The organism is Micromonospora sp. WMMC241 (assembly GCF_027460165.1).
Taxonomy (GTDB): domain Bacteria; phylum Actinomycetota; class Actinomycetes; order Mycobacteriales; family Micromonosporaceae; genus Micromonospora; species Micromonospora humi.
In genome coordinates, this window is sequence record NZ_JAPZBF010000001.1 from 5,612,559 (window position 1) to 5,635,516 (window position 22,958).

Consider the following 22,958-nt stretch of genomic DNA (forward strand, 5'->3'; position numbering starts at 1 on the left):
GGCTGTGACGCCGCCCACCTCACCGCGCACCCGCCGGCTCCGCCGAGACCGGATCGCCGTGTCACCTTCCGCTCGCCACTGCGGGGCTGGCAGAACCGGCCAGCTCCTCGGGCTCGCCGTGTCACCTTCCGCTCGCCACTGCGGGGCTGGCAGAACCGGCCAGCTCCTCGGGCTCGCCGAGGACATCCTTGAGGAGCTGCGCGCACCACTCCAGCAGCGCCTGGTCGCGCAGCGGCTCGCCGCCGATCCGGCGGGTGCTCGGTCGGGGCACGCTGACCTGGTCGGCCGCCTGCTTGTAGACCGAGTCCGGGTGGTAGCGCTTGAGCCGCATCTGCTTGGAGTCGGGCAGCGGCAGCGGGCCGAACCGGATGTGCTTGCCCTGCATCGACACGTCGGTGAGCCCGTAACGGCGGGCCAGCAGCCGGAAGTTCGCCACCGCGACCAGGTTCTGCACCGGCGCGGGCGGCTCGCCGTAGCGGTCCGTCATCTCGGCCACCACCTCGCGCAGCCGCTCGGCGTCGCGGGCCTCGGCGAGCTTGCGGTACATCTCCAGCCGCAGCCGCTCCACCCCGACGTAGTCGTGCGGCAGGTGCGCGTCGATCGGCAGGTCGATCTTGACGTCCGCCTCCTCCTCCGTGCTCTCGCCCTTGAAGGCGGACACCGCCTCGCCGACCATCCGCACGTACAGGTCGAAACCGACGCCCTCGATGTGGCCGGACTGCTCGCCGCCGAGCAGGTTGCCCGCGCCGCGGATCTCCAGGTCCTTCATCGCCACGTACATGCCGGCGCCCAGCTCGGTGTGCTGGGCGATGGTGGCCAGCCGCTCGTGCGCGTGCTCGGTGAGCGGCTTCTCCGGCGGGTAGAGGAAGTAGGCGTACGCCCGCTCCCGGCCCCGGCCGACCCGGCCCCGGATCTGGTGCAGCTGGGCCAGGCCGAGCAGGTCGGCGCGCTCGACGATCAGCGTGTTGGCGTTCGGGATGTCGATGCCCGACTCGACGATCGTGGTGCAGACCAGGACGTCGAACTCCTTCTCCCAGAAGCCGACCATCACCTTCTCGAGCGCTTCCTCGCCCATCTGGCCGTGCGCCACCGCGACCCGGGCCTCGGGCACCAGCTCCCGCAGCCGGCGGGCCGTCCGGTCGATCGACTCGACCCGGTTGTGCAGGTAGAAGACCTGCCCGTCGCGGAGCAGCTCGCGATGGACAGACGCGGCCACCTGCCGGTCGTCGTACGCCCCGACAAAGGTGAGCACCGGGTGCCGCTCCTCGGGCGGGGTGGCGATGGTAGACATCTCGCGGATGCCGGTGATCGCCATCTCCAGCGTTCGCGGGATCGGGGTGGCCGACATGGCGAGCACGTCGACCGAGGCACGCAGCGTCTTCAGGTGCTCCTTGTGCTCGACGCCGAAGCGCTGCTCCTCGTCGATGATGACCAGACCGAGCTGCTTGAACCGGGTGGCCGCCTGGAGCAGCCGGTGGGTGCCGATGACGATGTCGACGCTGCCGTCGGCGACCATCTCCAGCGTCCGCTCGCTCTCCTTCGCGGTCTGGAACCGGGAGAGCTGCCGGATGTTCACCGGGAACTGGCTCATCCGCTCGGCGAACGTGTTGTAGTGCTGCTGCACCAGCAGCGTGGTGGGCACCAGCACGGCCACCTGCTTGCCGTCCTGCACCGCCTTGAACGCCGCGCGCACCGCGATCTCGGTCTTGCCGTAGCCGACGTCGCCGCAGATCAGCCGGTCCATCGGGACGGTCTGCTCCATGTCCCGCTTGACCTCCTCGATGGCGGCCATCTGGTCGGGCGTCTCCTGCCAGGGGAAGGCGTCCTCCAGCTCCCGCTGCCACGGGGTGTCCGGCCCGAAGTTGTGCCCCTTGGACGCCTTGCGGGCGGCGTAGAGCTGGATCAGCTGGGCGGCGATCTCGCGGACCGCCTTGCGGGCCCGGGCCTTGGACTTCTGCCAGTCGGAGCCGCCCATCTTGTGCAGCGTGGGCTGCTCGCCGCCGACGTAACGGGAGAGCTGGTCGAGCTGATCGGTGGGGACGAAGAGCCGGTCGCCGGGCTGACCGCGCTTGCTCGCCGCGTATTCGATGACCAGGTATTCGCGGCTGGCGCCGTTGACGGTGCGCTGCACCAGCTCGACGTAGCGGCCGATGCCGTGCTGCTCGTGCACCACGAAGTCGCCGGCCTTCAGCTCCAGCGGGTCGATGGTGTTGCGCCGCCGGCTGGGCATCTTGCGCATGTCGCGGGTCGAGGTGCCCCGGCCGCCGGTGACGTCGTTGCCGGTGAGCAGCACGAACCGGGACGCCTCGTCGACGAAGCCGGCGGTCAGGCAGCCGCAGGAGACGAGCACCTCACCGGGGGCGGGCGCGGTGGGCACCTCCTCGGTGAGCCGGGCGCCGAGACCGGCGTCGCGGAGCACCTCGACGGCGCGCTGGGCGGGGCCGTGCCCCTCGAAGACCAGCGCGATCGACCAGCCCTCGCCGGCCCAGCGCTTCAGGTCGTCGACCACCCGGGCGGTCTCGCCGTGGTAGAGCGGGGCGGGCTGGGCGGCGAGGCTCACCGCGATGGCGTCGTCGGGGGTGACGTCGACAGCGGCCGGCGCGTCCTCCCAGGGCTGCCGGACGGGTGCCACCTCGGCCTCGACCAGCCCGAACGGGGCGAGTGTCCACCAGGGCTGGCGCAGGGCGCGGGCCTGCGTGCGTACCTCGGCCAGGGTCTTGAAGGCGGCGGCGCCGAGGTCGACCGGGGCCTGGCCGCCGACGGCGGCCGCGGCCCAGCTGGCCTGGAGGAACTCCTCCGAGGTACGGACCAGGTCGTGCGCGCGGGTGCGGATGCGCTCCGGGTCGCAGAGCAGCACGTGGGTGCCGGCCGGCATGCAGTCGACGAGCAGTTCCAGCGCGTCGTCGCCGATCAGCGCCGGGGCCAGGGACTCCATCCCTTCGACCGGGATGCCCTCGGCCAGCTTGTCGAGGATCTCGGCCAGCTCGGGGTGCTCGGCGGCGAGCGCGGCGGCCCGCTGCCGCACGCTCGGGGTGAGCAGCAGCTCGCGGCAGGGCGGCGCCCAGAGCTGCGGCACGCCCTCGATGGTGCGCTGGTCGGCGACCGCGAAGGTGCGGATCTCCTCGACCTCGTCGCCCCAGAACTCGACCCGGGACGGGTGCTCGTCGGTGGGCGGGAAGACGTCGAGGATGCCGCCGCGCACCGCGAACTCGCCGCGCTTGGTGACCAGGTCGACCCGGGCGTACGCCATGTCGGTGAGCCGGCGGGCCACCTCCTCCAGGTCGGCCTCCTCGCCGGCGGCGAGCTGCACCGGTTCGAGGTCGCCGAGGCCCTTGAGCTGAGGCTGGAGCAGCGACCGGACCGGCGCCACGACCACCCGCAGCGGCCCGGTGCGGCCGTGCGCGTCGGCCGAGTCGGGGTGGGCCAGCCGGCGGAGCACGGCGAGGCGTCGCCCGACCGTGTCGGAGCGGGGCGACAGCCGCTCGTGCGGCAGCGTCTCCCAGGACGGGAAGACCGCGACCTGCTCGGGCGGCAACAGGCTGCCCAGCGCGGAGACCAGGTCGTCGGCCTCGCGGGTGGTGGCGGTGACCGCGAGCACCGGCCGCCTGGCTCCCTGATCGTCGGCGGCCACCGCCGCGACCGCGAACGGGCGCAGCGCGGCGGGGGCGGTGAGGTCGAGGCCGTCGACCTGCGCGGCACCGGAGCGCGCCAGGTCACGCGCCCGGGCCAGCCCGGGGTCGGCCAGGGCGGCGGCGAAGAGTCCGGTGAGCATCAGTGATCACTTCCAGCGCTTGACACGACGACGACCCCGCGTCCAGCCGGACGGGGGGTGCACCGTTCGAGCCTATCGCTCTCCCCCGACGATCCGGGCACCGCTGCTTGTCGACCTTGACGGCTTCCGGCGGAGCGTGATGCGGTGGACGGATGGTCGAGTATCGGGCGGTCTTCGACGCCGAGGTGGTCTTCGCCAACGGCGGCGGCCTGCGCACCGACGGTTTCCGGCTCGACGTGCCCGGGCCGGACGTCACCGACGACGAGCTGGCGGCGCTGCTCGTGCGGCACCTCGGGCTGCTCATGGTCGGTGAGGTGCGGGTCAGCAACCGGAGCGTGGTGGAGGAGCCGCACAGGGGCGGGCGTGGCGTCGCCGCCCCGACCACCGGCGGGCGGCGCCTGGTCGAGCTGAGCCACATGATCACCGACGGCATGGTCACGCTGCCCGACCTGCCGGGCCCGCGGATCACCGACTGGCTGAGCCGGGCGGCCTCCCGGGAGCGGTACGCGCCGGGCGTGGAGTTCCACATCGGCCGCATCGACATGATCGCCAACACCGGCACGTACGTGGACACGCCGTCGCACCGCTTCGCCGACGCACCTGACCTGGCCGAGGTCCCGCTGGACCGGCTGGCCGACCTGCCCGCCCTGGTGGTCCGCGTACCCGCCGGCACCCGGGCGGTGGACCGACTGCTGCTCGCCCCCTACGAGGTGGTTGGGCGGGCGGTGCTGCTGCACACCGGTTGGGACGCGCACTTCGGCACCGACAGGTACGCCGCCCCGGAGGCGCCGTTCCTGACCGGGGACGGTGCCTCCTGGCTGGTTTCGGAGGGTGCCGCGCTCGTCGGCATCGACTCGATCAACATCGACGACATGACCCCGGCGGCGGCCGGGGAGCGCCCGGCGCACACCGCTTTGCTGGCCGCCGGCATCCCGATCGTGGAGCACCTGACCGGCCTGTCCGAGTTGCCGCCGACCGGTTTCCGGTTCACCGCCGCCCCGCCGAGGGTGGCCGGCATGGGCACCTTCCCGGTCCGCGCCTTCGCCACCGTCGACGCCTGACCGCCCTCCGCCTCCGTCGATCGGTGGGCGGGGGCCGCCGAGGCGGCCGCCCCGCACCGTGACGTCATGAACGCCGACGGGCCGGGGAGCGCTGGTGGGGTTCTGCCGTCGAGCGTCGGTGTGGGTGTCCGGCCCCCCGAGACACCCACACCGCCCCACCCCCACCGCACCGCTCCCACATAGCAGGCAATCCTTCCCGCATATCAGGAGTAGAAGAGATCTTGGAAGCTAAGCGCCCCTCCAGGGACCATTTCGCTCCAAGATCTTGGCCGACGGCGTGGATCTAGGAGTTTTGGCACCTCAGAAATCTGGCAACTCCGGCATTCCCTGGCACCACAAGCCCAAGATCGACGAAGCGCACCGACGACGCCCTCGTCGCCACGGGTCGGCCCATGCCTGCTTACACCCGAGAAGCAACGCCTCCTCGACACGTCGACCGAGCGCATCGAGTCAGGCGAGTATCCGCCGGCGCGAAGCTGCCCTCGGGCGCCGAGTTCGACGTCTCCCGCCAGGTGGTGCGCTCCGCCGTCGACTGGCTCAAGGCCCGGGGACCGGTCGAGGGCGCGCCGGGTGAGGGTGTGCCCGTGCGGGGTCAGTAGCGCACCGCGATCCGGCGCTCGACCGCGTCGACCCGGATCTCCCCGCCGTACGGGATGATCAACTGCGGGTCGGTGTGACCGAGGTCGACGTCGAAGACCACCACCGGGTCGTCGGCGTACGGGCCGATCGCCCGCAGGACCGCCGCCCGCTGCTCCTCGCCCCACGCCGTCCGCTCGGCGACGGAGAGCGGACGGTCGAAGTTCCACGCCTTGGGGCGGCCGACCACGATCGCCGGGAAGCCGGCGAGCAGCCCGCGCTCGCCCAGGTTCCGCAGGATCCGGAAGACCTCCTCCGCCGGCGGCATCTCCTCCGAGGTCTCCACGAGCAGCACCGAGCCGGCCAGTTCGGCGGCGGACGGCACCCGGTCGGCGGCGGCCAGCCAGTGCAGGATCTCCAGGTTGCCGCCCCAGGTGCGACCCGTGACCACCCGGGCCGGCCCGTGCCAGCGCCAGCCCTCGCCCGGGACCATCGGCGGGTCCTCGGCCAGCGTCGCCGGGTCCCGCCAGTCGAGCGTCTCGTCGCCCCACTCGGTGGCCGGGGCCAGGTCGTACCAGTCGGAGGTGAACAGCGCAGCCCGCAGCGAGTCGAACGTGAGCGGGTGCGGCCGGCCGGGCCGGCCGAGGTGCACCAGCACCGAGCCGCCGTGGTATGCCACGATCCCCAGCCGGTGCAGGTGGTTGAGCACGTTGGTGTTGTCGGAGTAGCCGAAGTAGGGCTTCGGGTTGGCCCGCAGCACCTCGTCGTCGAGGAACGGGGTGACCGTGATCAGGTCGTCCCCGCCGACGGTGGCGAGCACCGCGGTGATCGTCGGGTCGGCGAACGCGGCGGTCAGGTCGCGGGCCCGGTCCCGGGGGTCGGCGCCCATCACCCGGGTGGTCGGATACTCCACCGGTTCCAGCCCCAGCTCGTCGCGGAGCCGGCGCAGGCCCAGCTCGTACACGTGGGGGAAGAGACCCGGCAGGCCGGCGGAGGGTGAGACGACCGCGACCCGGTTGCCCGGTCGCGGCTTGGTCGGGTATCGCGGCGGCGTCATGATCCGACACTAACGGCACCTACAAGAAACCCCACAATTCGGGCACATGCCGGCAATAGGCTGGGCCCGTGGACGACGAGCCGGAGCTGCGGACCCGGGACTGGCTGCCCCGCACGGCGGCGCTGGTGCTCGGCACCCTCGCGCTGGCCAGCGCGTTCATCGCCGCCTACGTCGGCGCGCTGCACAAGCCGGACCCGAAGGACGTGCCGGTCGCCGTGGTCACCAGCGACCAGCCGGCCCAGACCGTGATGTCGGCCGTCCGCGCCCGTACCGACACCGTCAAACCTGTCGAGTACGACAGCCGGGCCCGCGCCGTCGACGGCCTCAACGACCGGTCGGTGTACGCGGTGCTCGGCTCCGCCCCCGGCGGCGGCCTCACCCTGACCACGGCCAGCGCCGGTGCGCCCGCCGCCACCGAACTCGTCACCGACGTGTTCACCGAGGCCGCCCGGCAGGCCGGCGTGCCGCTCCAGGTCACCGACGAGGTGCCGGTCTCCGGCGGCGACCCGCGCGGCCTGGTCCCGTTCTACCTGGCGGTCGGCGTGGTGCTCGGCGGCTACCTGGCCTCCACCGCGCTCGGCATCTCGCTCGGCACCAGCCCGCGCGGACTGCGCCAGGCCGGGTTGCGGACCGCCACGCTCGCGGTGCACTCCATTCTGCTCGGCCTCATCGGCGCGGTGCTGGTCGGGCCGGTGCTGGACGTGTTCCCGCACGACGTGGGCACCATCGCGGTGGTCGGCGCGCTTGCCGCGTTCGCGGCCGGCATGGTCGCGGCGGCGGTGCAGGCGTGGCTCGGGCTGCTCGGCACCGGCATCGTGATCCTGCTGCTGGTGGTGCTCGGCAACCCCGGCTCCGGCGGCATCTACGCGCCCGAGTTCCTGCCCGCGTTCCTGCGCGGCATGCACCGCTGGAACGTGCCGGGGCTCGCCACCGACCTGCTCAAGTCCGCCATCTACTTCGACTGGCGCGGCGGCGGGTGGGCGTTGACCGGGCTGCTGGTCTGGGTGGTCGCCGGCCTGGTCGGGCTGCTCACCGCGACGATGTTCCGGGCCCGTCGACGGGCCGCGCGGACCGCTCCGGGACGGCACGCCGCCGCCCAGGGGTGACCGGCCGGCGCGTCCCAGAGTGCAGATCATCACGCCGTCCCCCTCCTGCCGTCGGGGCTCACGCGGATACCATCCAGGGGAGTCGGACAGCGCTGTCCTTCGTCCTCGCGTAAGGAGCGCACCCGTGACCGACCAGCACGACCACGACGGCCCCGACGCCGCTCTCCGGGCCGACATCCGCCGCCTCGGCACGCTCCTCGGGCAGACCCTGGCCCGGCAGGAGGGCCGCCCGCTGCTCGACCTCGTCGAGGAGATCCGCGCCCAGGTCCGCTCCGACGCGCCGGCCGCCGCCCAGCGCCTCGCCGGGCTCGACGTCACCACCGGCACGAAGCTGGCCCGCGCCTTCTCCACCTACTTCCACCTGGCGAACATCACCGAGCAGGTGCACCGCGCCCGCGACCTGCGTCGTCGCCGCGCCACCCACGGCGGCTGGCTGGACCAGGCCGCCAAGATGATCGCCGAGCGCGGCGTGCCGGCCGAGGAGATCGCCGCCGCGGCCCGGCGGCTCGCGGTCCGCCCGGTCTTCACCGCCCACCCCACCGAGGCGGCCCGCCGGTCCATCCTGTCCAAGCTGCGCGCGGTCGCCGACGAGCTGGACGCCGAGACCGCCAACGCGATCCTCTACGGCGCCAGCGACGAGGGCCCGGCCAACCGCCGCCTCGCCGAGCTGCTCGACCTGATGTGGCAGACCGACGAGCTGCGGCTCGACCGGCCGGACCCGACCGACGAGGCCCGCAACGCCATCTACTACCTTCGCGACCTGCACGCCGAGGCCGCCCCGCAGGTCCTCGACGACCTCGCCGACACGCTGCGCACGCTCGGCGTGGAGACGTCGCCGACGGCCCGTCCGCTGACGTTCGGCACCTGGATCGGCGGCGACCGCGACGGCAACCCGTTCGTCACCCCGACGGTCACCCGCGAGGTGCTGCGGATCCAGCACGAGCACGGCATCGAGGCCACCGAAAAGGCGATGGACCAGCTGATCAGCGAGGTCAGCGTGTCCCGCCGGCTGCGCGCCGTCTCGCTCGACCTCTCCGCCAGCCTGGCCAAGGACCTGGACGCGCTGCCCGAGGTGGCGCCCCGGTTCCGCCGGGTCAACGCCGAGGAGCCCTACCGGCTCAAGGCCCGGTGCGTGAAGGCGAAGCTGGCGAACACCCGGGAGCGGCTGCGCGCCGGGACCCCGCACGTGCCGGGCCGCGACTACCAGGGCGCCACCGAGCTGATCGCCGACCTGGAGCTGCTGCGCGCCTCGCTGGCCCGCAACTCCGGGCAGCTCACCGCCGTCGGGCGGTTGGCCTCCACCATCCGTACGCTCTCCGCGTTCGGGCTGCACCTGGCCACCATGGACATCCGGGAGCACGCCGAGAAGCACCACGAGGTGCTGGCGCAGCTCTACGAGGCGGTGGGCGAGGTCTCCGACTACCCGTCGCTGAGCCGGCTGGAGCGCACCAAGCTGCTCGCCGACGAGCTGACCGGCCGCCGGCCGCTCTCCACCCAGGACAGCCCGCTCACCGAGTCGGCCCGCAAGACGTTCGACGTGTTCTCCGCGATCCGCGAGGCGCAGGACCGGTTCGGCCCCGAGGTCATCGAGTCCTACATCATCTCCATGACGCTGGGCGTGGACGACGTGCTCGCCGCCGTCGTGCTGGCCCGCGAGGCCGGCCTGGTCGACGTGCAGAGCGGGCGGGCCCGGGTCGGCATCGTGCCGCTGCTGGAGACCCCGGCCGAGCTGAACTCCGGCGGGGAGCTGCTCGACGAGCTGCTGTCGCTGCCGGCCTACCGGGCGCTGGTCGCGGCCCGGGGCGACGTGCAGGAGGTGATGCTGGGCTACTCCGACTCCAACAAGGAGGCGGGCATCACCACCAGCCAGTGGTCCATCCACCGGGCCCAGCGCGCGCTGCGCGACGTGGCCGCCCGGCACGGTGTGCACCTGCGGTTGTTCCACGGCCGGGGCGGCACGGTCGGCCGCGGCGGCGGCCCCACCCACGAGGCGATCCTGGCCCAGCCCTACGGCACGCTGGACGGCGCGATCAAGGTGACCGAGCAGGGCGAGGTCATCTCCGACAAATACACGCTGCCGGCGCTGGCCCGGGAGAACCTGGAGCTGACCGTGGCCGCCGTGCTCCAGGCCACGCTGCTGCACACCGCGCCCCGGCAGCCGGCCGAGATGCTGGAGCGCTGGGACGCGGCGATGGACGTGGTGTCGGAGTCGGCGTTCCGGTCCTACCGGTCCCTGGTCGAGGACCCGGACCTGCCGGCCTACTTCTGGGCGTCCACCCCGACCGAGCTGCTCGGCGCGCTGAACATCGGCTCCCGGCCGGCGAAGCGGCCGAACACCGGCGCCGGCCTGTCCGGCCTGCGGGCCATCCCGTGGGTGTTCGGCTGGACGCAGACCCGGCAGATCGTGCCGGGCTGGTTCGGCGTCGGCTCCGGGTTGGCCGCCGCGCGGGAGGCGGGCCTGGCCGACGTGCTCGCCGAGATGAACCGGAACTGGCACTTCTTCCGCACGTTCCTGTCCAACGTCGAGATGATGCTGACCAAGACCGACCTGAGCATCGCCCGCCGCTACGTGGAGACCCTGGTCCCGAAGAAGCTGCACCCGATCTTCGCGAAGATCGAGGAGGAGTACGAGCTGACCAAGCGCGAGGTGCTCGCGGTCTCCGCCTCGCCGGCGCTGCTGGAGAACTCGCCCGTGCTGCAACGCACGCTCGCGGTGCGCGACACCTACCTCGAACCGCTGCACCACCTCCAGGTGGCGCTGCTGCGGCAGTACCGCGAGTCCGGCGCGGCCGGGCGGGCGGTGGCGACCGCTCCGGGCGGCCGGCGCGCCCCGAACGACGGCACGGCGCTGGAGCGGGCGCTGCTGACCACCGTCAACGGCATCGCCGCCGGCATGCGCAACACCGGCTGAGGTGTAAGGAGGGGCCCCCGCTTAACGCATTCTGCATAGGCGGGGGCCCCTTTTAACGCCTGGCTCCGGCTAGAAGTCGCCGCCGCCGCCGAAGTCGCCACCACCGAAGTCGCCGCCGCCGAAGCCGCCGAAGTCTCCCCCGCCGCCGAAGTCCCCGCCGGAATAGTCGCCCTGGCCGCCGGCGTAGTCGCCCTGGCCGCCGAAGTCGTTGCCGCCCGGGTCGCCGTAGTCCTGGCCGTCGCCGAACCCGTCCTGGTAGCCGGAGTCGTAGCCGTAGCCCGGGTCGGCGAACGCGGGCGAGAAGAGCGCGTCCGCGATCAGCATGCCGCCGAGCACCCCGGCGCCCGCGCCCAGCGCGGTCTTCCACCACGGCGTCGAGTACCAGCCGGCGGGCACCGGCCGGCCCTGCATGTGGCCACCCGGGTAGTAGTAGGGCGTCCGGCTCCCCGGCTGCGGACCGGCCCGGAACGTCTGGCCCTGCACGGCGACCTCACGCTCCTTGGTGAGCATGCCGGCGCCCCGGGCGGCCGCGAGCGGCGGCAGCTCCGGGCCCGGGTCGATGCCCATCGCCGTGCGCGCCGCCCGGATGTACGCCAGCCCCTCCAGGGCGGTCTCCCGCGCCAGCGCGAACTGGTGCGTGGTGCGCGCCTGCTCCAGCTGCGAGCCGGCCGCGTTGTAGCGCTCGCCGGCGTCGGCCAGCGCCTGCCGGACCGCCGGCTCGTCGCCGTGCAGGTTCATCAGCTGGCCGCCGAGCCGCTCGTACCAGCGTTGCGCCTCGGCGCGGGCGTCCGCCAGCTCGTTCGCCCGCCGGGACCTGCTTCCCCACCGCCAGAACACCAGCGCACCTCCGAGCATCAGCACCAGGAACAGCCACAGGGCAACTTCCATGACTCGAACGTACCCAGCGAGCGCACGTCGTACCCGTTTGGCAAGCTCTCTGGCATGAGCTTCTCGACGCTGGCCGTGGTGGTGCTCTGCCTCGCCGCCGGCGGCGCGGTCGGCTGGCTGGCGGCCCGGGCGCGCTCCGCGGCCGACGTGGCCCGGCTGGAGGCGACGCTGGCGGCCACCCGCGAGGGTGAGGGGCGGCTGGAGCAGTCCATGCGCGCGCTGAGCTACGAGGCGACCGCGCAGTCCCAGGAGGCGGTGGCCCGTGCGGTGGCACCGCTGCACGACACGCTCCGCCGTTACGAACAGCGCGTCGCCGAGCTGGAGCACGACCGGGTCGACGCGTACGCCGAGCTGCGTGAGCAGGTCCGGTCGATGAGCACGGTCTCCGGCGAGCTGCGCACCGAGACCAAGCAGCTGGTGGCCGCGTTGCGCGCGCCGCAGGTGCGCGGCCGGTGGGGCGAGCACCAGCTCCGGCGGATCGTCGAGGCGGCCGGCATGCTGGAGCACTGCGACTTCGACGAGCAGGTCACCGCCGCCACCGACCACCAGGGGGTCCGCCCCGACCTGGTGGTGCGGCTGCACGGCGGGCGCTCGGTGGTGGTCGACGCGAAGGCGCCGTTCGACGCCTATCTGACCGCGATGGAGGCGCGCGACGAGCGCGGGCGGGACACCCAGCTCGACGCGCACGCGCGGCACCTGCGGGCGCACGTGGACAGCCTGGCCGCCAAGTCCTACTGGGCCGCGTTCGACCAGACCCCCGACTTCGTGGTGCTGTTCGTGCCGGCCGACCCGTTCCTCGACGTGGCGTTGCAGCGCGACCCGGCGCTGCTGGAGCACGCTTTCGCCCGCAACGTGGTGCTGGCCACGCCGGCCACGCTGGTGGCGTTGCTGCGCACGGTCGCCTACTCGTGGCGGCAGGAGGCGTTGGCGCGCAACGCAGCCACCGTCCACTCGCTGGCCCGCGAGCTGTACGCGCGGTTGTCCACGTTGGGCGACCACGTGGGCAAGCTGGGCAGTTCGTTGAGCGGGGCGGTGACGGCCTACAACCGGGCGGTGGGTTCGCTGGAGTCCCGGGTGCTGGTCAGCGCGCGCAAGCTGGCCGAGCTGGGCGTCTCCGGTGACGAGTTGCCCGTCCCGGCGCAGGTCGAGCTGGCGACCCGGCAGCCGCAGGCGCCCGAGCTGCTGACCGGACCATCCATATCGGCCGAACGGTCGGCAGACATCGACGCTTAACACGGCCGTCGTGACGATGACGGCCGATTCCTGTCACGGAGTGGTCACAAACCCATCCCCGGTAGTGACACGACTCGTCGCGACACGCAGGATCTGCGTCACACGTGCCCTGCCCCTCGAAGGGCCCTGTTCTCTGGAGGAAGAGAACGTGAGTCAACCCCGCAGTCGGAGCCGGCGTCCCTCCGCCGTGCTCTTCGCCTCGGCCCTCGCGGCCGGCGCCATGACCGTCGGAGGTGGCGCCGCGACCGCGAGCGCGGCCCCCGCCACCCCCCAGCCCTCGCTGCCGACCGCGGCGAAGGCACTCGGTGCCCACGACGCCAAGCTGCTCGACGCCGCGGAGGCGAAGCACGCACCCACCGTCACGATGATCATCGCGGCGAAGAAGGGCTCGGCCAAGAAGGTCGCCGACGGCCTGGCCGGCCTCGGCGCCACCGTCAGCCAGCGGTACGACCGGGTCGGCTACGTGCTGGCCAAGGTGCCGACGGCGAAGGCGCTCAAGGCCGCCACGCTGCCGGGCGTCGCCGCCGTCGACCTCGACGAGACCATCAAGCTCCCCGACCCGGCGCCGGAGGCCGCCCCGAACGGCGCCAAGGCTGCCGAGCAGGGCGAGACGCTGGCCGGCCCCGGCGAGGACACCGATGCGGTCAACCCGTACATGCCGACGAACGAGACCGGCGCGGAGGCGTTCAAGACCGCGCACCCGACGTGGGACGGCCGCGGAGTCACCATCGGCATCATGGACTCCGGGGTGGACCTCGACCAGCCGGCGCTGCAGAGGACCACCACCGGCGAGCGCAAGATCGTCGACTGGGTCACCGCGACCGACCCGCTCGAGGACGCCACCTGGCGCGCGATGATCACCGAGGTGAGCGGGCCCACGTTCACCACCGGCACCGGCGCCTCGGCCCTCACCTGGACCGCGCCGGCCGGCACCTACCGGTTCAACACCTTCCGCGAGTCCATCACCGCGGGCAGCGACCCGGCCGGTGACGTCAACCGCGACGGCGACACCACCGACTCCTGGGGCATCCTCTACAACCCGGCCAACGGCGACATCCGGGTGGACGTCAACCAGAACCGCGACTTCACCGACGACGAGGTGATGCGGCCCTACAAGGAGAAGTTCCAGGTCGGCCACTTCGGCACGGACAACCCGGCCACCGCCGTACGCGAGCAGATCCCGTTCGTGGTCGAGTTCCGGCGCAACGTCGACACCACTCCGGTCGGCGGCCCCGGCCTGGTCGACTACGTCAACATCGGCATCATCGAGAGCACCCACGGCACCCACGTCGCCGGCATCACCGCCGCCAACGACATGCTGGGCAACAGCGCCTTCGACGGCGCCGCCCCCGGCGCCAAGCTGGTCTCCGCCCGGGCCTGTTCCTGGGGCGGTGGCTGCACCGCCGCGGCGCTCACCACCGGCATGGTCGACCTGGTCGTCAACCGCAGGGTTGACGTGGTGAACATGTCGATCGGCGGCCTGCCGGCGCTGAACGACGGCTCGAACGCGCGGGCCGTCCTCTACAACGACCTGATCAACACGTACGGCGTGCAGCTCTTCATCTCGGCCGGCAACTCCGGCCCGGGGCTGAACACGGTCGGCGACCCGTCGGTCGCCACCGACGTGGTCAGCGTCGCGGCCAACATCAGCAAGGACACGTGGCTGGCCAACTACGGCTCGGTGGTCCGCAAGGAGAACGCGCTGTTCAACTTCTCCTCCCGCGGCCCGCGTGAGGACGGCGGTTTCAAGCCGAACATCTCCGCTCCCGGCTCGGCCATCTCCACCGCGCCGACCTGGCAGCCGGGCAACCCGGTGCCCGAGGCGGGCTACCCGCTGCCCCCGGGCTACCAGATGCTGAACGGCACCTCGATGGCCTCGCCGCAGGCCACCGGCGCCGCGGCGCTGCTGCTTTCGGCCGCGAAGGCGACCGGCACCGGGGTCACCCCGGCCGCGCTGCGTCGGGCCGTCTACACCTCGGCCAAGCCGATCGCGGCCGTCCCGACGTACGCGCAGGGCTACGGCATGTTCAACGTGCCGGGCGCGTGGACGCTGCTGGCCAAGGGTGTGCAGACCCGCACGTACACCTCCGAGGCCGCGGTCTGCACGGAGCTGTCGCCGAACCTGACCCGCTACGACCGGGACTCCGGCACCTTCGTGCCGAACCCGAACGTGGGCACCGGCATCTACAACCGCTGCGCCGCCGACCGGGGTGGGCAGAAGGTCAAGGAGAGCCGCACCTACGAGGTCAAGCTGACCCGGGCCGGCGGCCCGAACAAGAGCGTCAAGCACCTGGTCGGTTTCCGTGGCAACGACGGCACCTACACCGCCCCCACGGAGGTGTGGCTGCCGCTGAACAAGACCGTCACGGTCAAGGTGAAGGCCAAGCCGATGACCGTCGGCGCGCACGGCGCGATCATGACCGTCGACGACCCGACCACCTCGGTGGTCGACTTCGAGGTCGCCGCCGTCGTGGTGGCGTCCAACGCGGTGACCGCTCCGGCGTACTCCTACTCGGCCGAGGGTTCGGTCGACCGGAACAGCTCCACCTCGTACTTCGTGACCGTTCCGCAGGGTGCGGGCGCGCTCCAGGTCAACCTGTCCGGCATCGCCACCGGCTCGCAGACCCGGTTCATCGCCATCAACCCGTACGGCGTCCCGGTCGAGAGCACCGCGAGCACCGCCTGCTACACCAACTTCTCCGACGCCGCCGCCTGCAAGCCGCAGGAGCGGGACTACCAGAACCCGATCCCGGGTGTCTGGGAGATCGAGGTGGAGGCGCGTCGCACGTCGCCGGCGCTGGACAACCCGTTCCAGATCCAGACGCGGGTGCAGGGCGTGAAGGTCGAGCCGGCCGTGGTCCAGCTGCCGTCGGTGACCGCCGGCACGCCGACCTCGGTGAGCTGGGGCCTGACCAACACGTTCGGGCCGGTCCGGGTGACCGGTGTCGGCGGGCCGCTGTCCAGCGTCCGCGCCGAGCGGCCGACCATCACCGAGGGCGCCACCCAGGAGTACACGGTGGACATCCCGGCCGGGACGACCTCGTTCTCGGCCCGGATCGGCAACACCTCCGACCTGGGCGCCGACCTGGACCTGTACATCTTCCGCGGCACCACCGAGGTCGGCCGGTCGGCCGACGGTGACTCCGAGGAGGCCGTGACGCTGACCAACCCGGTCGCCGCCACGTACCGGGTGGTCATCGAGGGCTACGCGGTCGCCGCGGGCGGCACGGCGTACGACTACCGGGACTCGTTCGCGTCCCCGGCGCTGGGCTCGCTCTCCGCGCCGGCCACGCCGCTGTTCCTGGCGTACGGCGGCACCGCGACCCTGACCGGTTCGGTGACCGCGCTGAGCGCCCCGGCCGCCGGCCGGGAGCTCTTCGGTGACCTGGCCGTCACCACCGTCGAGGGCGCGGTCGTCGGCCGCGGCTCGGTGGAGATCAACGCGGTGAACTGAACCGCTCCGCGTCACAACGGAAGCCCGTCTCCCCTCGCGGGAGGCGGGCTTCCGCCTGTGGTCAGGCGCGGCGGGCGGACTCCACCACGAACGGGGTGCCCTGCTGGCAGGTGGTCATCATGCCCGGCTCGGGCCGGCCGGTGACCTCCACCTTGGCGCCGGCCTTGAGCAGGTCGCGCGGGCCGCCCACCAGCAGGTGGTCGTCGAGCAGGAGGCAGTTCGGCTCGACCCCGGCGCGGATGGTGCCGCTGAGCGTGGTGCCGCCGACCCCCGGCGGCGTGGACGGGCCACCCTTCCAGGTCGGGTCCGGGCGGCTCGGGCTCGCGCTGGGCGTCGGCTCGGGTTGGGTGGTCACCGGGGCGGCTCCCGTCGGGTCGGGGCCGGCGGGCTCGTCACCCGGGCCGGCGCAGGCGGTCAGCGCGGCGGCGGCGAGCAGGGCGACGAACACCGTCCGAGGAGTCTTCATGTCGGTTGGACGCGGTGGGCGGCTGATCCGTTCCCGGTCAGCGGCGGGCCGCGGCGGCCTTCATGTCGCGCTTGAGCTCCTGCGGAAGCGAGAAGGTCAGCCGCTCGTCCGCGGTGGTGATCTCCTCGACGTCGGCGAAGCCCCGCTCGGCCAGGTGCGCGAGCACCTCCTGGACCAGGTCGTCCGGCACGCTCGCGCCGGAGGTCAGGCCCACGGTGCGGGCACCCGCCAGCCAGGCGTCGTCGATCTCGTGGGCGAAGTCGACGAGGTGGCCGGCGCGGGCACCGGCGTCCAGCGCCACCTCGACCAGCCGGACCGAGTTCGAGGAGTTGCGCGAGCCGACGACGATCACCACGTCGCACTCCGGGGCGATCTCCTTGACCACGTGCTGGCGGTTGGAGGTCGCGTAGCAGATGTCGTCGCTGGGCGGCGACTGGAGCAGCGGCAGCCGCTGCTTGAGCCGGGCCACCGTCTCCAGCGTCTCGTCGACCGACAGCGTGGTCTGGGAGAGCCAGACCACCTTCTCCGGGTCACGGACGGTGACCTGGTCGACGCTGTCCGGTCCGTCGACCAGCTGGATGTGGGCGGGGGCCTCGCCGGCGGTGCCGATGACCTCCTCGTGCCCCTCGTGACCGATCAGCAGGATGTCGTAGTCCTCCTGGGCGAACCGCCGGGCCTCGTGGTGCACCTTGGTGACCAGCGGGCAGGTGGCGTCGATCGCCTTGAGCGAGCGCTCCTTGGCCTGCGCGTAGACCTCGGGGGCGACGCCGTGGGCGGAGAAGATCACGGTGGCGCCCTCCGGCACCTCCTCGTTCTCCTCCACGAAGATCGCGCCCTTGGCCTCCAGCGTCTGCACCACGTGCTTGTTGTGCACGATCTGCTTGCGGACGTAGATCGGCGCGCCGTAGAGCTTCAACGCCTCCTCGACGGTCTGCACCGCCCGGTCGACGCCCGCGCAGTAGCCGCGGGGCTTGGCCAGGAGCACGCGCTTGCCGGTCCGGGGAGTCGTCTCAGCGTCAGTCACCCTGCCATGGTACGTGCGCCGGCAGCGCCCTGCCCCGGGCTGTCGGCGCCGGGCCGTAGGGTGGGCCGGGTGAGCGCGGGTGAGGTGGGGCGGAGCACGCCGCAGGACCGGAGCACGTCCGAGGAGCCGTGGCCGGTCCGGGTGGTCAGCCAGAAGGTCGGCGCCTGGATCGCCCGGCTCGGCTGGGTCTGGGTCGACGGGCAGGTGGCGCAGATCAGCCGTCGCCCCGGCGCCTCCACGGTTTTCCTCACCCTGCGTGACCCGTCGGCCGACCTCAGCCTGACCGTCACCACCAACCGTGACGTGCTCGACTCGGGCGCCCCGGAGCTGCGCGAGGGCGCCCGGGTGGTGCTGCACGCCAAGCCCGAGTTCTACGCCGCGCGGGGCACGCTCAGCCTGCGGGCCGACGAGATCCGTCAGGTCGGCCTCGGTGAGCTGCTGGCCCGGCTGGAGAAGCTGAAGAAGCTGCTCGCCGCCGAGGGCCTGTTCGACCGCTCCCGCAAGCGGCGGCTGCCGTTCCTGCCCGGCCGGGTGGGTCTGATCACCGGCCGGGCCTCGGCGGCCGAGCGTGACGTGCTGACCAACGCCCGGCGCCGCTGGCCGGCGGTCGAGTTCCGCACGGTGAACGTGGCGGTGCAGGGGCCGGGCGCGGTGCCCGACATCGTGGCCGCGCTCAGGGTGCTCGATGCCGACCCGGAGGTCGACGTGATCGTCGTCGCCCGCGGCGGTGGCGGCCTGGAGGATCTGCTGCCCTTCTCCGACGAGGCGCTGTGCCGGGCGGTCTTCGCCTGCCGTACCCCGGTGGTCAGCGCGATCGGCCACGAGACCGACGCGCCGCTGCTCGACTACGTCGCCGACGTGCGCGCCTCCACGCCCACCGACGCGGCGAAGCGGATCGTGCCCGACCTGACGGAGGAGGTCCGCATCATCGGTCAGGCCCGGGGCCGCCTGGAACGGGCCATGCGCCATCTCGTCGACCGCGAGCAGCACCGGGTCGACCTGCTCCGGTCCCGCCCGGTCCTGGCCCGGCCGCAGGTGATGGTCGACCAGCGGGCCGCCGAGGTCACCGCGCTGCACGACCGCGCCGGCCGGTGCCTGGAGCACCGGCTGGCCGCCGCCGAGGACGACCTGCGACACACCCTGGCCCGGTTGCGTGCGCTCTCCCCGGCGGCCACGCTCGACCGCGGCTACGCCATCGTGCAGCGCGGCGACGGCCACGTGGTCCGCGCGGCGTCCGAGGTGGCCAAGGGCGATCCACTGCGGGTACGCCTCGCCGAGGGCGAGCTGACCGCCACCGTCGACGGCTGAGGGAATGGGACCGATGACTGAAACGACCAAGAACGAGCAGCTCAGTTACGAGCAGGCCCGCGCCGAGCTGGCGTCGGTGGTGGAGCGGCTGGAGGCGGGCGGCAGCTCGCTGGAGGAGTCGCTGGCCCTGTGGGAGCGGGGCGAGCAGTTGGCCGGCGTCTGTCAGCGCTGGCTGGACGGCGCCCGGGCCCGCATCGACGCCGCCCGGCAGCGCCCCGAGGAGTGACGCACCCCGGAGGCGCGGACGGCCTCCGGGGTGCGTCGACGAACGGTCGCTCAGTTGAACAGGTTGTAGAGCTCCGCCGGCGCCTCGACGACCTGGTCGGCCGGGGGCTTCGTCGCCGCGGCGGCGCTGCCGTAGTCGGAGTAGGTGATCTTGACGTCCTGGGCGGCACTCTGCCCGGCGGCCGGGATCTTGAGCACCAGCTCGCTGAGCCGGCCCTGCGGGTCGACCTTGGCGGTGAACGGCACCGACTGGGCCTGCGCCCCGAGCGCGGTGATCACGGCCGGGTCGAGCGAGCCCGCCTCGGCGGCCTTCGACACGTCGACGGTGCCCTCGAACGCGCCGTCGCCGGTCTGCCGCACCTCGGTCACGCCCTGGGTGAGCACGGCGCTGCCGGCCGGGTCGACCTTCTCGAAGTCGAAGCCCAGCGACCGGTTGCCCTTGATCCGGTTCTGGTCGAGGTGCTGGTACTTGCCGGTGTTGATGTTCTTCACGCCGGGGATCTGCGCCGCGGCGGTGCCGCCGAGCTCCAGCTTGACCCAGCTGTCCGGCTTGGCGTGGATGAGGTCCAGCTTCATCATCAGGTCCGACGACGGGTCGCCGATGGTCATCTTCATCTCGGCGCTCTGGCTGGGCTCGTGCACCTGCCCCTCGGCGGTGGAGCCGGCGCCCGTCATGGCGAACCGGAAGTTGCCGTCCCGGATCGCGTTCGTGGAGTCGAGCAGCGCCTGCTTGGCCGCGCTGTTGGACGCCGAGGCGCTGGGGGCGACGCTGCCGGAGGCGCTGGGCGTCGCGGAGGCGTCGGAGGTTCCGTCGCCGTTGCAGGCCGCCAGGCCGGGAATGAGCAGCGCCGCGGCGAACGCGGTGGCGCTGAAGCGTCGTATCTTCACGTCAACCTCTCCAGGTGGGTCGTCCGGGCTCGTGTCCCTTCTGTTCCCTGAAGCGGCGTTCCGCAATCCCGGTCACCCGATGGTGGGCCGTCAGCGCAGCGAGGTGGCGAGCCGGCGCAGCTCGGACTCCCGCGCGTCGCCGACCACGAGCACCGTGCGGTTCGGCTCCAGCAGGACGAGCGCCTGCTCGTTGCCGCGGGCGGTGTACCGCTGCCAGCTCAGCCCGTCGGGCAGGTCGGCCGGGCCCTGCGGCTGCCCGTCGCTCAGCTCGGCCGGCAGCAGCTTCTCCGCGGGGACGTTGCTCTCCACCAACTGCGCGCCCCGGCCCTCCGGCGTCACGTACCCGATCCGCAGCGTCGCGCCGTCCGCCTCGGTCCGGAAGCGGGCGTTGACCGTACGCCAGTCGTCGCCCAGCCCGGTCGGCGCGGCGACCGGGAAGGCGTTGGCGGATCGGGCCTGCTCCAGCGCGGGCGCCGGGTCGACGGTGACCGGCGAGTCACCCCCGAGGAAGCCCCGGTAGAAGGCGATCAGCAGCGCGATCGGCACCAGCAGGATCAGCAGCGAGAGCACCATGTCCTTCGGTGACCGCTCGGAGCGGGCCTTCTCCTTGCCGGGCGGCGGCGCCGGTCGCTCCCCCGCGTCGGCGGCCGGCGCGGACGACTCGACCAGTGCGGGCGGCCCGTCCGGCGGCGTCGCGCCGGCGTCGGGGCGCACCGGCGGCTGGCCGTCGGGCGGGGTGGCGTCGAGCGGCTGGCGATCGGCAGGCTGTGCGGGTTCCACCCGGCCATTGTCGCAGCCGCACGGGTGAGGTGATCCTGGCCTCCTCCGCCCCGCCGGGGCGGCGAACCTGAGATCGTGTGAGGATCAGCGACAAAACCGGCGGCGGCGACGGCCGAACTCCCGCCGGTCCACCCCGCAACGTCGCGAGGAGGAGGCCGCCATGACAACCACCAGGACGCGGACGCCCCAGGATCTCGACCGCAATCTCGCCCTCGATCTGGTCCGGGTCACCGAGGCCGCGGCCATGGCCGCGGGCCGCTGGGTCGGCCGGGGCGACAAGGAGGGCGGTGACGGCGCCGCCGTCGACGCCATGCGCAAGCTGATCAACTCGATCCCGATGCGCGGGGTGGTGGTGATCGGCGAGGGCGAGAAGGACAACGCCCCGATGCTCTTCAACGGCGAGGAGGTCGGCGACGGCACCGGGCCCGAGGTGGACGTGGCGGTCGACCCGATCGACGGCACCACCCTGATGAGCAAGGGCATGCCGAACGCGCTCGCGGTGCTCGCGGTCGCCGAGCGGGGCGCGATGTTCGACCCGAGCGCCGTCTTCTACATGGAGAAGCTCGCCGTCGGCCCGATGTACGCCGACGTGGTCGACATCAACGCCGGGGTGGCCGAGAACATCCGCCGGATCGCGAAGGTCAAGGGCACCGACACCTCGGACGTGACGGTCTGCGTGCTGGACCGGTCGCGCCACGACGACCTGGTGAAGCAGATCCGGCGGGCCGGAGCCGGCATCCGGCTGATCTCCGACGGTGACATCGCCGGCGCCATCGCAGCCGCCCGCGGCGAGTCGGACGTCGACGTGCTGATGGGCATCGGCGGCACCCCCGAGGGCATCACCGCGGCCTGCGCGCTCAAGTGCATGGGCGGCGTGATGCAGGCGAAGCTCTGGCCGAAGGACGACCAGGAGCGGGAGAAGGCGCTGGCCGCCGGGCACGACCTGGACCGGGTGCTGTTCACCGACGACCTGGTGACCGGCGACAACTGCTTCTTCGTGGCCACCGGCGTCACCTCCGGTGACCTGCTGCGCGGCGTGCGGTACCGGGCCGGTGGGGCGTACACCCAGTCGATCGTGATGCGGTCCAAGAGCGGCACGATCCGGGTCATCGACTCGTATCACCGCCTGGAGAAGCTCGCCCTCTACTCGGCGGTCGACTTCGACGGGCGCCCGCTGGCCGAGCAGGAGTGACGACCGGGCCGGCGGCTCCGCCGACGTTGTCGACCGGTCGGCGGATCGCCGGCGTCGGGCTGGCCACCGCCTCCGGCGTGCTGGTGGCACTCCAGTCCCGGATCAACGGCGAGTTGGGCGTACGGCTGGCCGACGGGATCGCCGCCGCGGTGGTCTCGTTCGGCCTGGGCCTGCTGATCCTGCTGGTGCTGGTCCCCGCCACCGCGGGCGGCCGGCGAGGGCTGGCCGCCCTGTTCGGCGCCCTGCGCACCGGCGCGCTGCGCCCGTGGCAGTGCCTGGGCGGGGTGTGCGGCGCGTTCCTGGTGGCGACGCAGGGGTTGACCATCGGCGCGCTCGGCGTGGCCGTCTTCACCGTCGCGGTGGTGGCCGGGCAGTCCGGCAGCAGCCTGCTGGTCGACCGCGCGGGCATCGGCCCGACCGGCCGGCAACCGGTCACCCCGAACCGGCTCGTCGGCGCGGTGCTCACCGTGCTGGCCGTGCTGCTGGCCGTCGGTGACCGGCTCGGCGACCCCGGTGCGCTGGCCCTGGCCCTGCTGCCGCTCGCCGCCGGCGTGGGCATCGCCTGGCAGCAGGCGGTGAACGGTCAGGTCCGGGCGGCGTCCGGCAGCGCGGTGACCGCCACGCTCGTCAACTTCACCGTCGGCACGGTGGCGTTGCTCGCCACGTTCGCGGTGGACGTGGCGGTGCGGGGTCGGCCGGCCGGCGTTCTCCCGGGCGAGCCCTGGCTCTACGTCGGCGGTCCGATCGGCATCGTGTTCATCGCGCTGGCCGCCGCGCTGGTCCGGTTCACCGGGGTGCTGCTGCTGGGCCTCGCCACGATCGCCGGGCAGATCGTCGGCGCGGTGCTGCTGGACGTGGTGCTGCCGACCGAGGCGTCGCACCCCGGGGTGAGCACGCTGCTGGGTGCCGCGCTGACCTTGGTGGCCGTCCTCGTCGCCGCGGTCGGCGGTAAGGCGGGGCCCCCGGTTGACGCTTCCGGTAGAGGCGGGGCCCCGCTCAACACGAGGCGTTGAGCGG

16 protein-coding genes are annotated in these 22,958 nt (G+C 72.9%); 9 read left to right on the forward strand and 7 right to left on the reverse strand.

Features of this window, described 5'->3' with window-relative positions; genetic code table 11:
- Positions 1-121: 121 nt before the first annotated feature.
- Positions 122-3,772, reverse strand: a complete 3,651-nt coding sequence (mfd, locus tag O7598_RS25295; protein WP_269693759.1) for a transcription-repair coupling factor — start codon at positions 3,770-3,772, stop codon at positions 122-124.
- A 152-nt stretch (positions 3,773-3,924) separates the two neighbouring features.
- On the opposite strand from mfd, the gene O7598_RS25300 reads away from it, so the two are divergent.
- Positions 3,925-4,833 carry a cyclase family protein gene (locus tag O7598_RS25300; protein WP_269693760.1) on the forward strand — a complete coding sequence of 303 codons (909 nt, stop codon included), beginning with the start codon at positions 3,925-3,927 and terminating at the stop codon, positions 4,831-4,833.
- A gap of 592 nt (positions 4,834-5,425) precedes the next feature.
- Here the strand turns inward: O7598_RS25300 and O7598_RS25305 are convergent.
- Positions 5,426-6,466: a S66 family peptidase gene (locus O7598_RS25305; protein ID WP_269693761.1), complete on the reverse strand. Its 1,041-nt coding sequence runs from the start codon at positions 6,464-6,466 to the stop codon at positions 5,426-5,428.
- A gap of 68 nt (positions 6,467-6,534) precedes the next feature.
- Between O7598_RS25305 and O7598_RS25310 the strand changes: the two genes are divergently transcribed.
- Positions 6,535-7,572: a hypothetical protein gene (locus tag O7598_RS25310; RefSeq protein ID WP_269693762.1), complete on the forward strand. Its 1,038-nt coding sequence runs from the start codon at positions 6,535-6,537 to the stop codon at positions 7,570-7,572.
- Positions 7,573-7,696: 124 nt separating this feature from the next.
- Positions 7,697-10,483, forward strand: coding sequence for a phosphoenolpyruvate carboxylase (gene ppc / locus O7598_RS25315; RefSeq protein WP_269693763.1), 2,787 nt, complete (start codon positions 7,697-7,699; stop codon positions 10,481-10,483).
- A 69-nt stretch (positions 10,484-10,552) separates the two neighbouring features.
- On the opposite strand, the gene O7598_RS25320 is transcribed toward ppc, so the two are convergent.
- Positions 10,553-11,371: a hypothetical protein gene (locus O7598_RS25320; RefSeq protein WP_269693764.1), complete on the reverse strand. Its 819-nt coding sequence runs from the start codon at positions 11,369-11,371 to the stop codon at positions 10,553-10,555.
- A 54-nt stretch (positions 11,372-11,425) separates the two neighbouring features.
- Between O7598_RS25320 and O7598_RS25325 the strand changes: the two genes are divergently transcribed.
- Together O7598_RS25325 and O7598_RS25330 are read left to right on the forward strand one after the other, a co-directional pair.
- Positions 11,426-12,604, forward strand: coding sequence for a DNA recombination protein RmuC (locus O7598_RS25325; RefSeq protein ID WP_269693765.1), 1,179 nt, complete (start codon positions 11,426-11,428; stop codon positions 12,602-12,604).
- A 148-nt stretch (positions 12,605-12,752) separates the two neighbouring features.
- The gene (locus O7598_RS25330) at positions 12,753-16,058 is read left to right on the forward strand and encodes a S8 family serine peptidase (RefSeq protein ID WP_269693766.1); all 3,306 of its coding nucleotides are present in this window, start codon (positions 12,753-12,755) and stop codon (positions 16,056-16,058) included.
- A gap of 61 nt (positions 16,059-16,119) precedes the next feature.
- On the opposite strand, the gene O7598_RS25335 is transcribed toward O7598_RS25330, so the two are convergent.
- Together O7598_RS25335 and O7598_RS25340 are read right to left on the reverse strand one after the other, a co-directional pair.
- A complete protein-coding gene (locus O7598_RS25335; protein ID WP_269693767.1) occupies positions 16,120-16,524 on the reverse strand; it encodes a hypothetical protein in 405 nt (134 codons plus the stop codon).
- 37 nt (positions 16,525-16,561) lie between these two features.
- On the reverse strand, positions 16,562-17,548 hold the full coding sequence (locus O7598_RS25340) for a 4-hydroxy-3-methylbut-2-enyl diphosphate reductase (RefSeq protein WP_091060731.1): 987 nt from the start codon (positions 17,546-17,548) through the stop codon (positions 16,562-16,564).
- Positions 17,549-17,617: 69 nt separating this feature from the next.
- Here O7598_RS25340 and xseA point away from each other — a divergent pair, with 69 nt between their 5' ends.
- Positions 17,618-18,856: an exodeoxyribonuclease VII large subunit gene (gene xseA / locus O7598_RS25345; RefSeq protein ID WP_269693768.1), complete on the forward strand. Its 1,239-nt coding sequence runs from the start codon at positions 17,618-17,620 to the stop codon at positions 18,854-18,856.
- A 13-nt stretch (positions 18,857-18,869) separates the two neighbouring features.
- Positions 18,870-19,082 (forward strand): exodeoxyribonuclease VII small subunit, encoded by a 213-nt coding sequence (locus O7598_RS25350; RefSeq protein ID WP_269693769.1) that lies wholly within the window; start codon positions 18,870-18,872, stop codon positions 19,080-19,082.
- Between the two features lie 50 nt (positions 19,083-19,132).
- Here O7598_RS25350 and O7598_RS25355 read toward each other — a convergent pair whose 3' ends face one another.
- Positions 19,133-19,969 (reverse strand): hypothetical protein, encoded by an 837-nt coding sequence (locus O7598_RS25355; protein ID WP_269693770.1) that lies wholly within the window; start codon positions 19,967-19,969, stop codon positions 19,133-19,135.
- A 90-nt stretch (positions 19,970-20,059) separates the two neighbouring features.
- The gene (locus O7598_RS25360) at positions 20,060-20,749 is read right to left on the reverse strand and encodes a DUF4245 domain-containing protein (protein WP_269693771.1); all 690 of its coding nucleotides are present in this window, start codon (positions 20,747-20,749) and stop codon (positions 20,060-20,062) included.
- Between the two features lie 160 nt (positions 20,750-20,909).
- Here O7598_RS25360 and glpX point away from each other — a divergent pair, with 160 nt between their 5' ends.
- A complete protein-coding gene (glpX, locus tag O7598_RS25365; RefSeq protein ID WP_091060745.1) occupies positions 20,910-21,941 on the forward strand; it encodes a class II fructose-bisphosphatase in 1,032 nt (343 codons plus the stop codon).
- 26 nt (positions 21,942-21,967) lie between these two features.
- The gene (locus O7598_RS25370; protein WP_269694973.1) at positions 21,968-22,954 is read left to right on the forward strand and encodes a DMT family transporter; all 987 of its coding nucleotides are present in this window, start codon (positions 21,968-21,970) and stop codon (positions 22,952-22,954) included.
- Positions 22,955-22,958 lie beyond the last annotated feature (4 nt).

Excerpts from the sequence above, each read along its gene's own strand:
- mfd (WP_269693759.1), bottom strand. The coding sequence starts at position 3,772 with ATGCTCACCGGACTCTTCGCCGCCGCCCTGGCCGACCCCGGGCTGGCC.
- O7598_RS25350 (WP_269693769.1), top strand. The coding sequence starts at position 18,870 with ATGACTGAAACGACCAAGAACGAGCAGCTCAGTTACGAGCAGGCCCGC.
- O7598_RS25320 (WP_269693764.1), bottom strand. The coding sequence starts at position 11,371 with ATGGAAGTTGCCCTGTGGCTGTTCCTGGTGCTGATGCTCGGAGGTGCG.
- O7598_RS25325 (WP_269693765.1), top strand. The coding sequence starts at position 11,426 with ATGAGCTTCTCGACGCTGGCCGTGGTGGTGCTCTGCCTCGCCGCCGGC.
- O7598_RS25335 (WP_269693767.1), bottom strand. The coding sequence starts at position 16,524 with ATGAAGACTCCTCGGACGGTGTTCGTCGCCCTGCTCGCCGCCGCCGCG.
- glpX (WP_091060745.1), top strand. The coding sequence starts at position 20,910 with ATGACAACCACCAGGACGCGGACGCCCCAGGATCTCGACCGCAATCTC.
- O7598_RS25300 (WP_269693760.1), top strand. The coding sequence starts at position 3,925 with ATGGTCGAGTATCGGGCGGTCTTCGACGCCGAGGTGGTCTTCGCCAAC.
- O7598_RS25305 (WP_269693761.1), bottom strand. The coding sequence starts at position 6,466 with ATGACGCCGCCGCGATACCCGACCAAGCCGCGACCGGGCAACCGGGTC.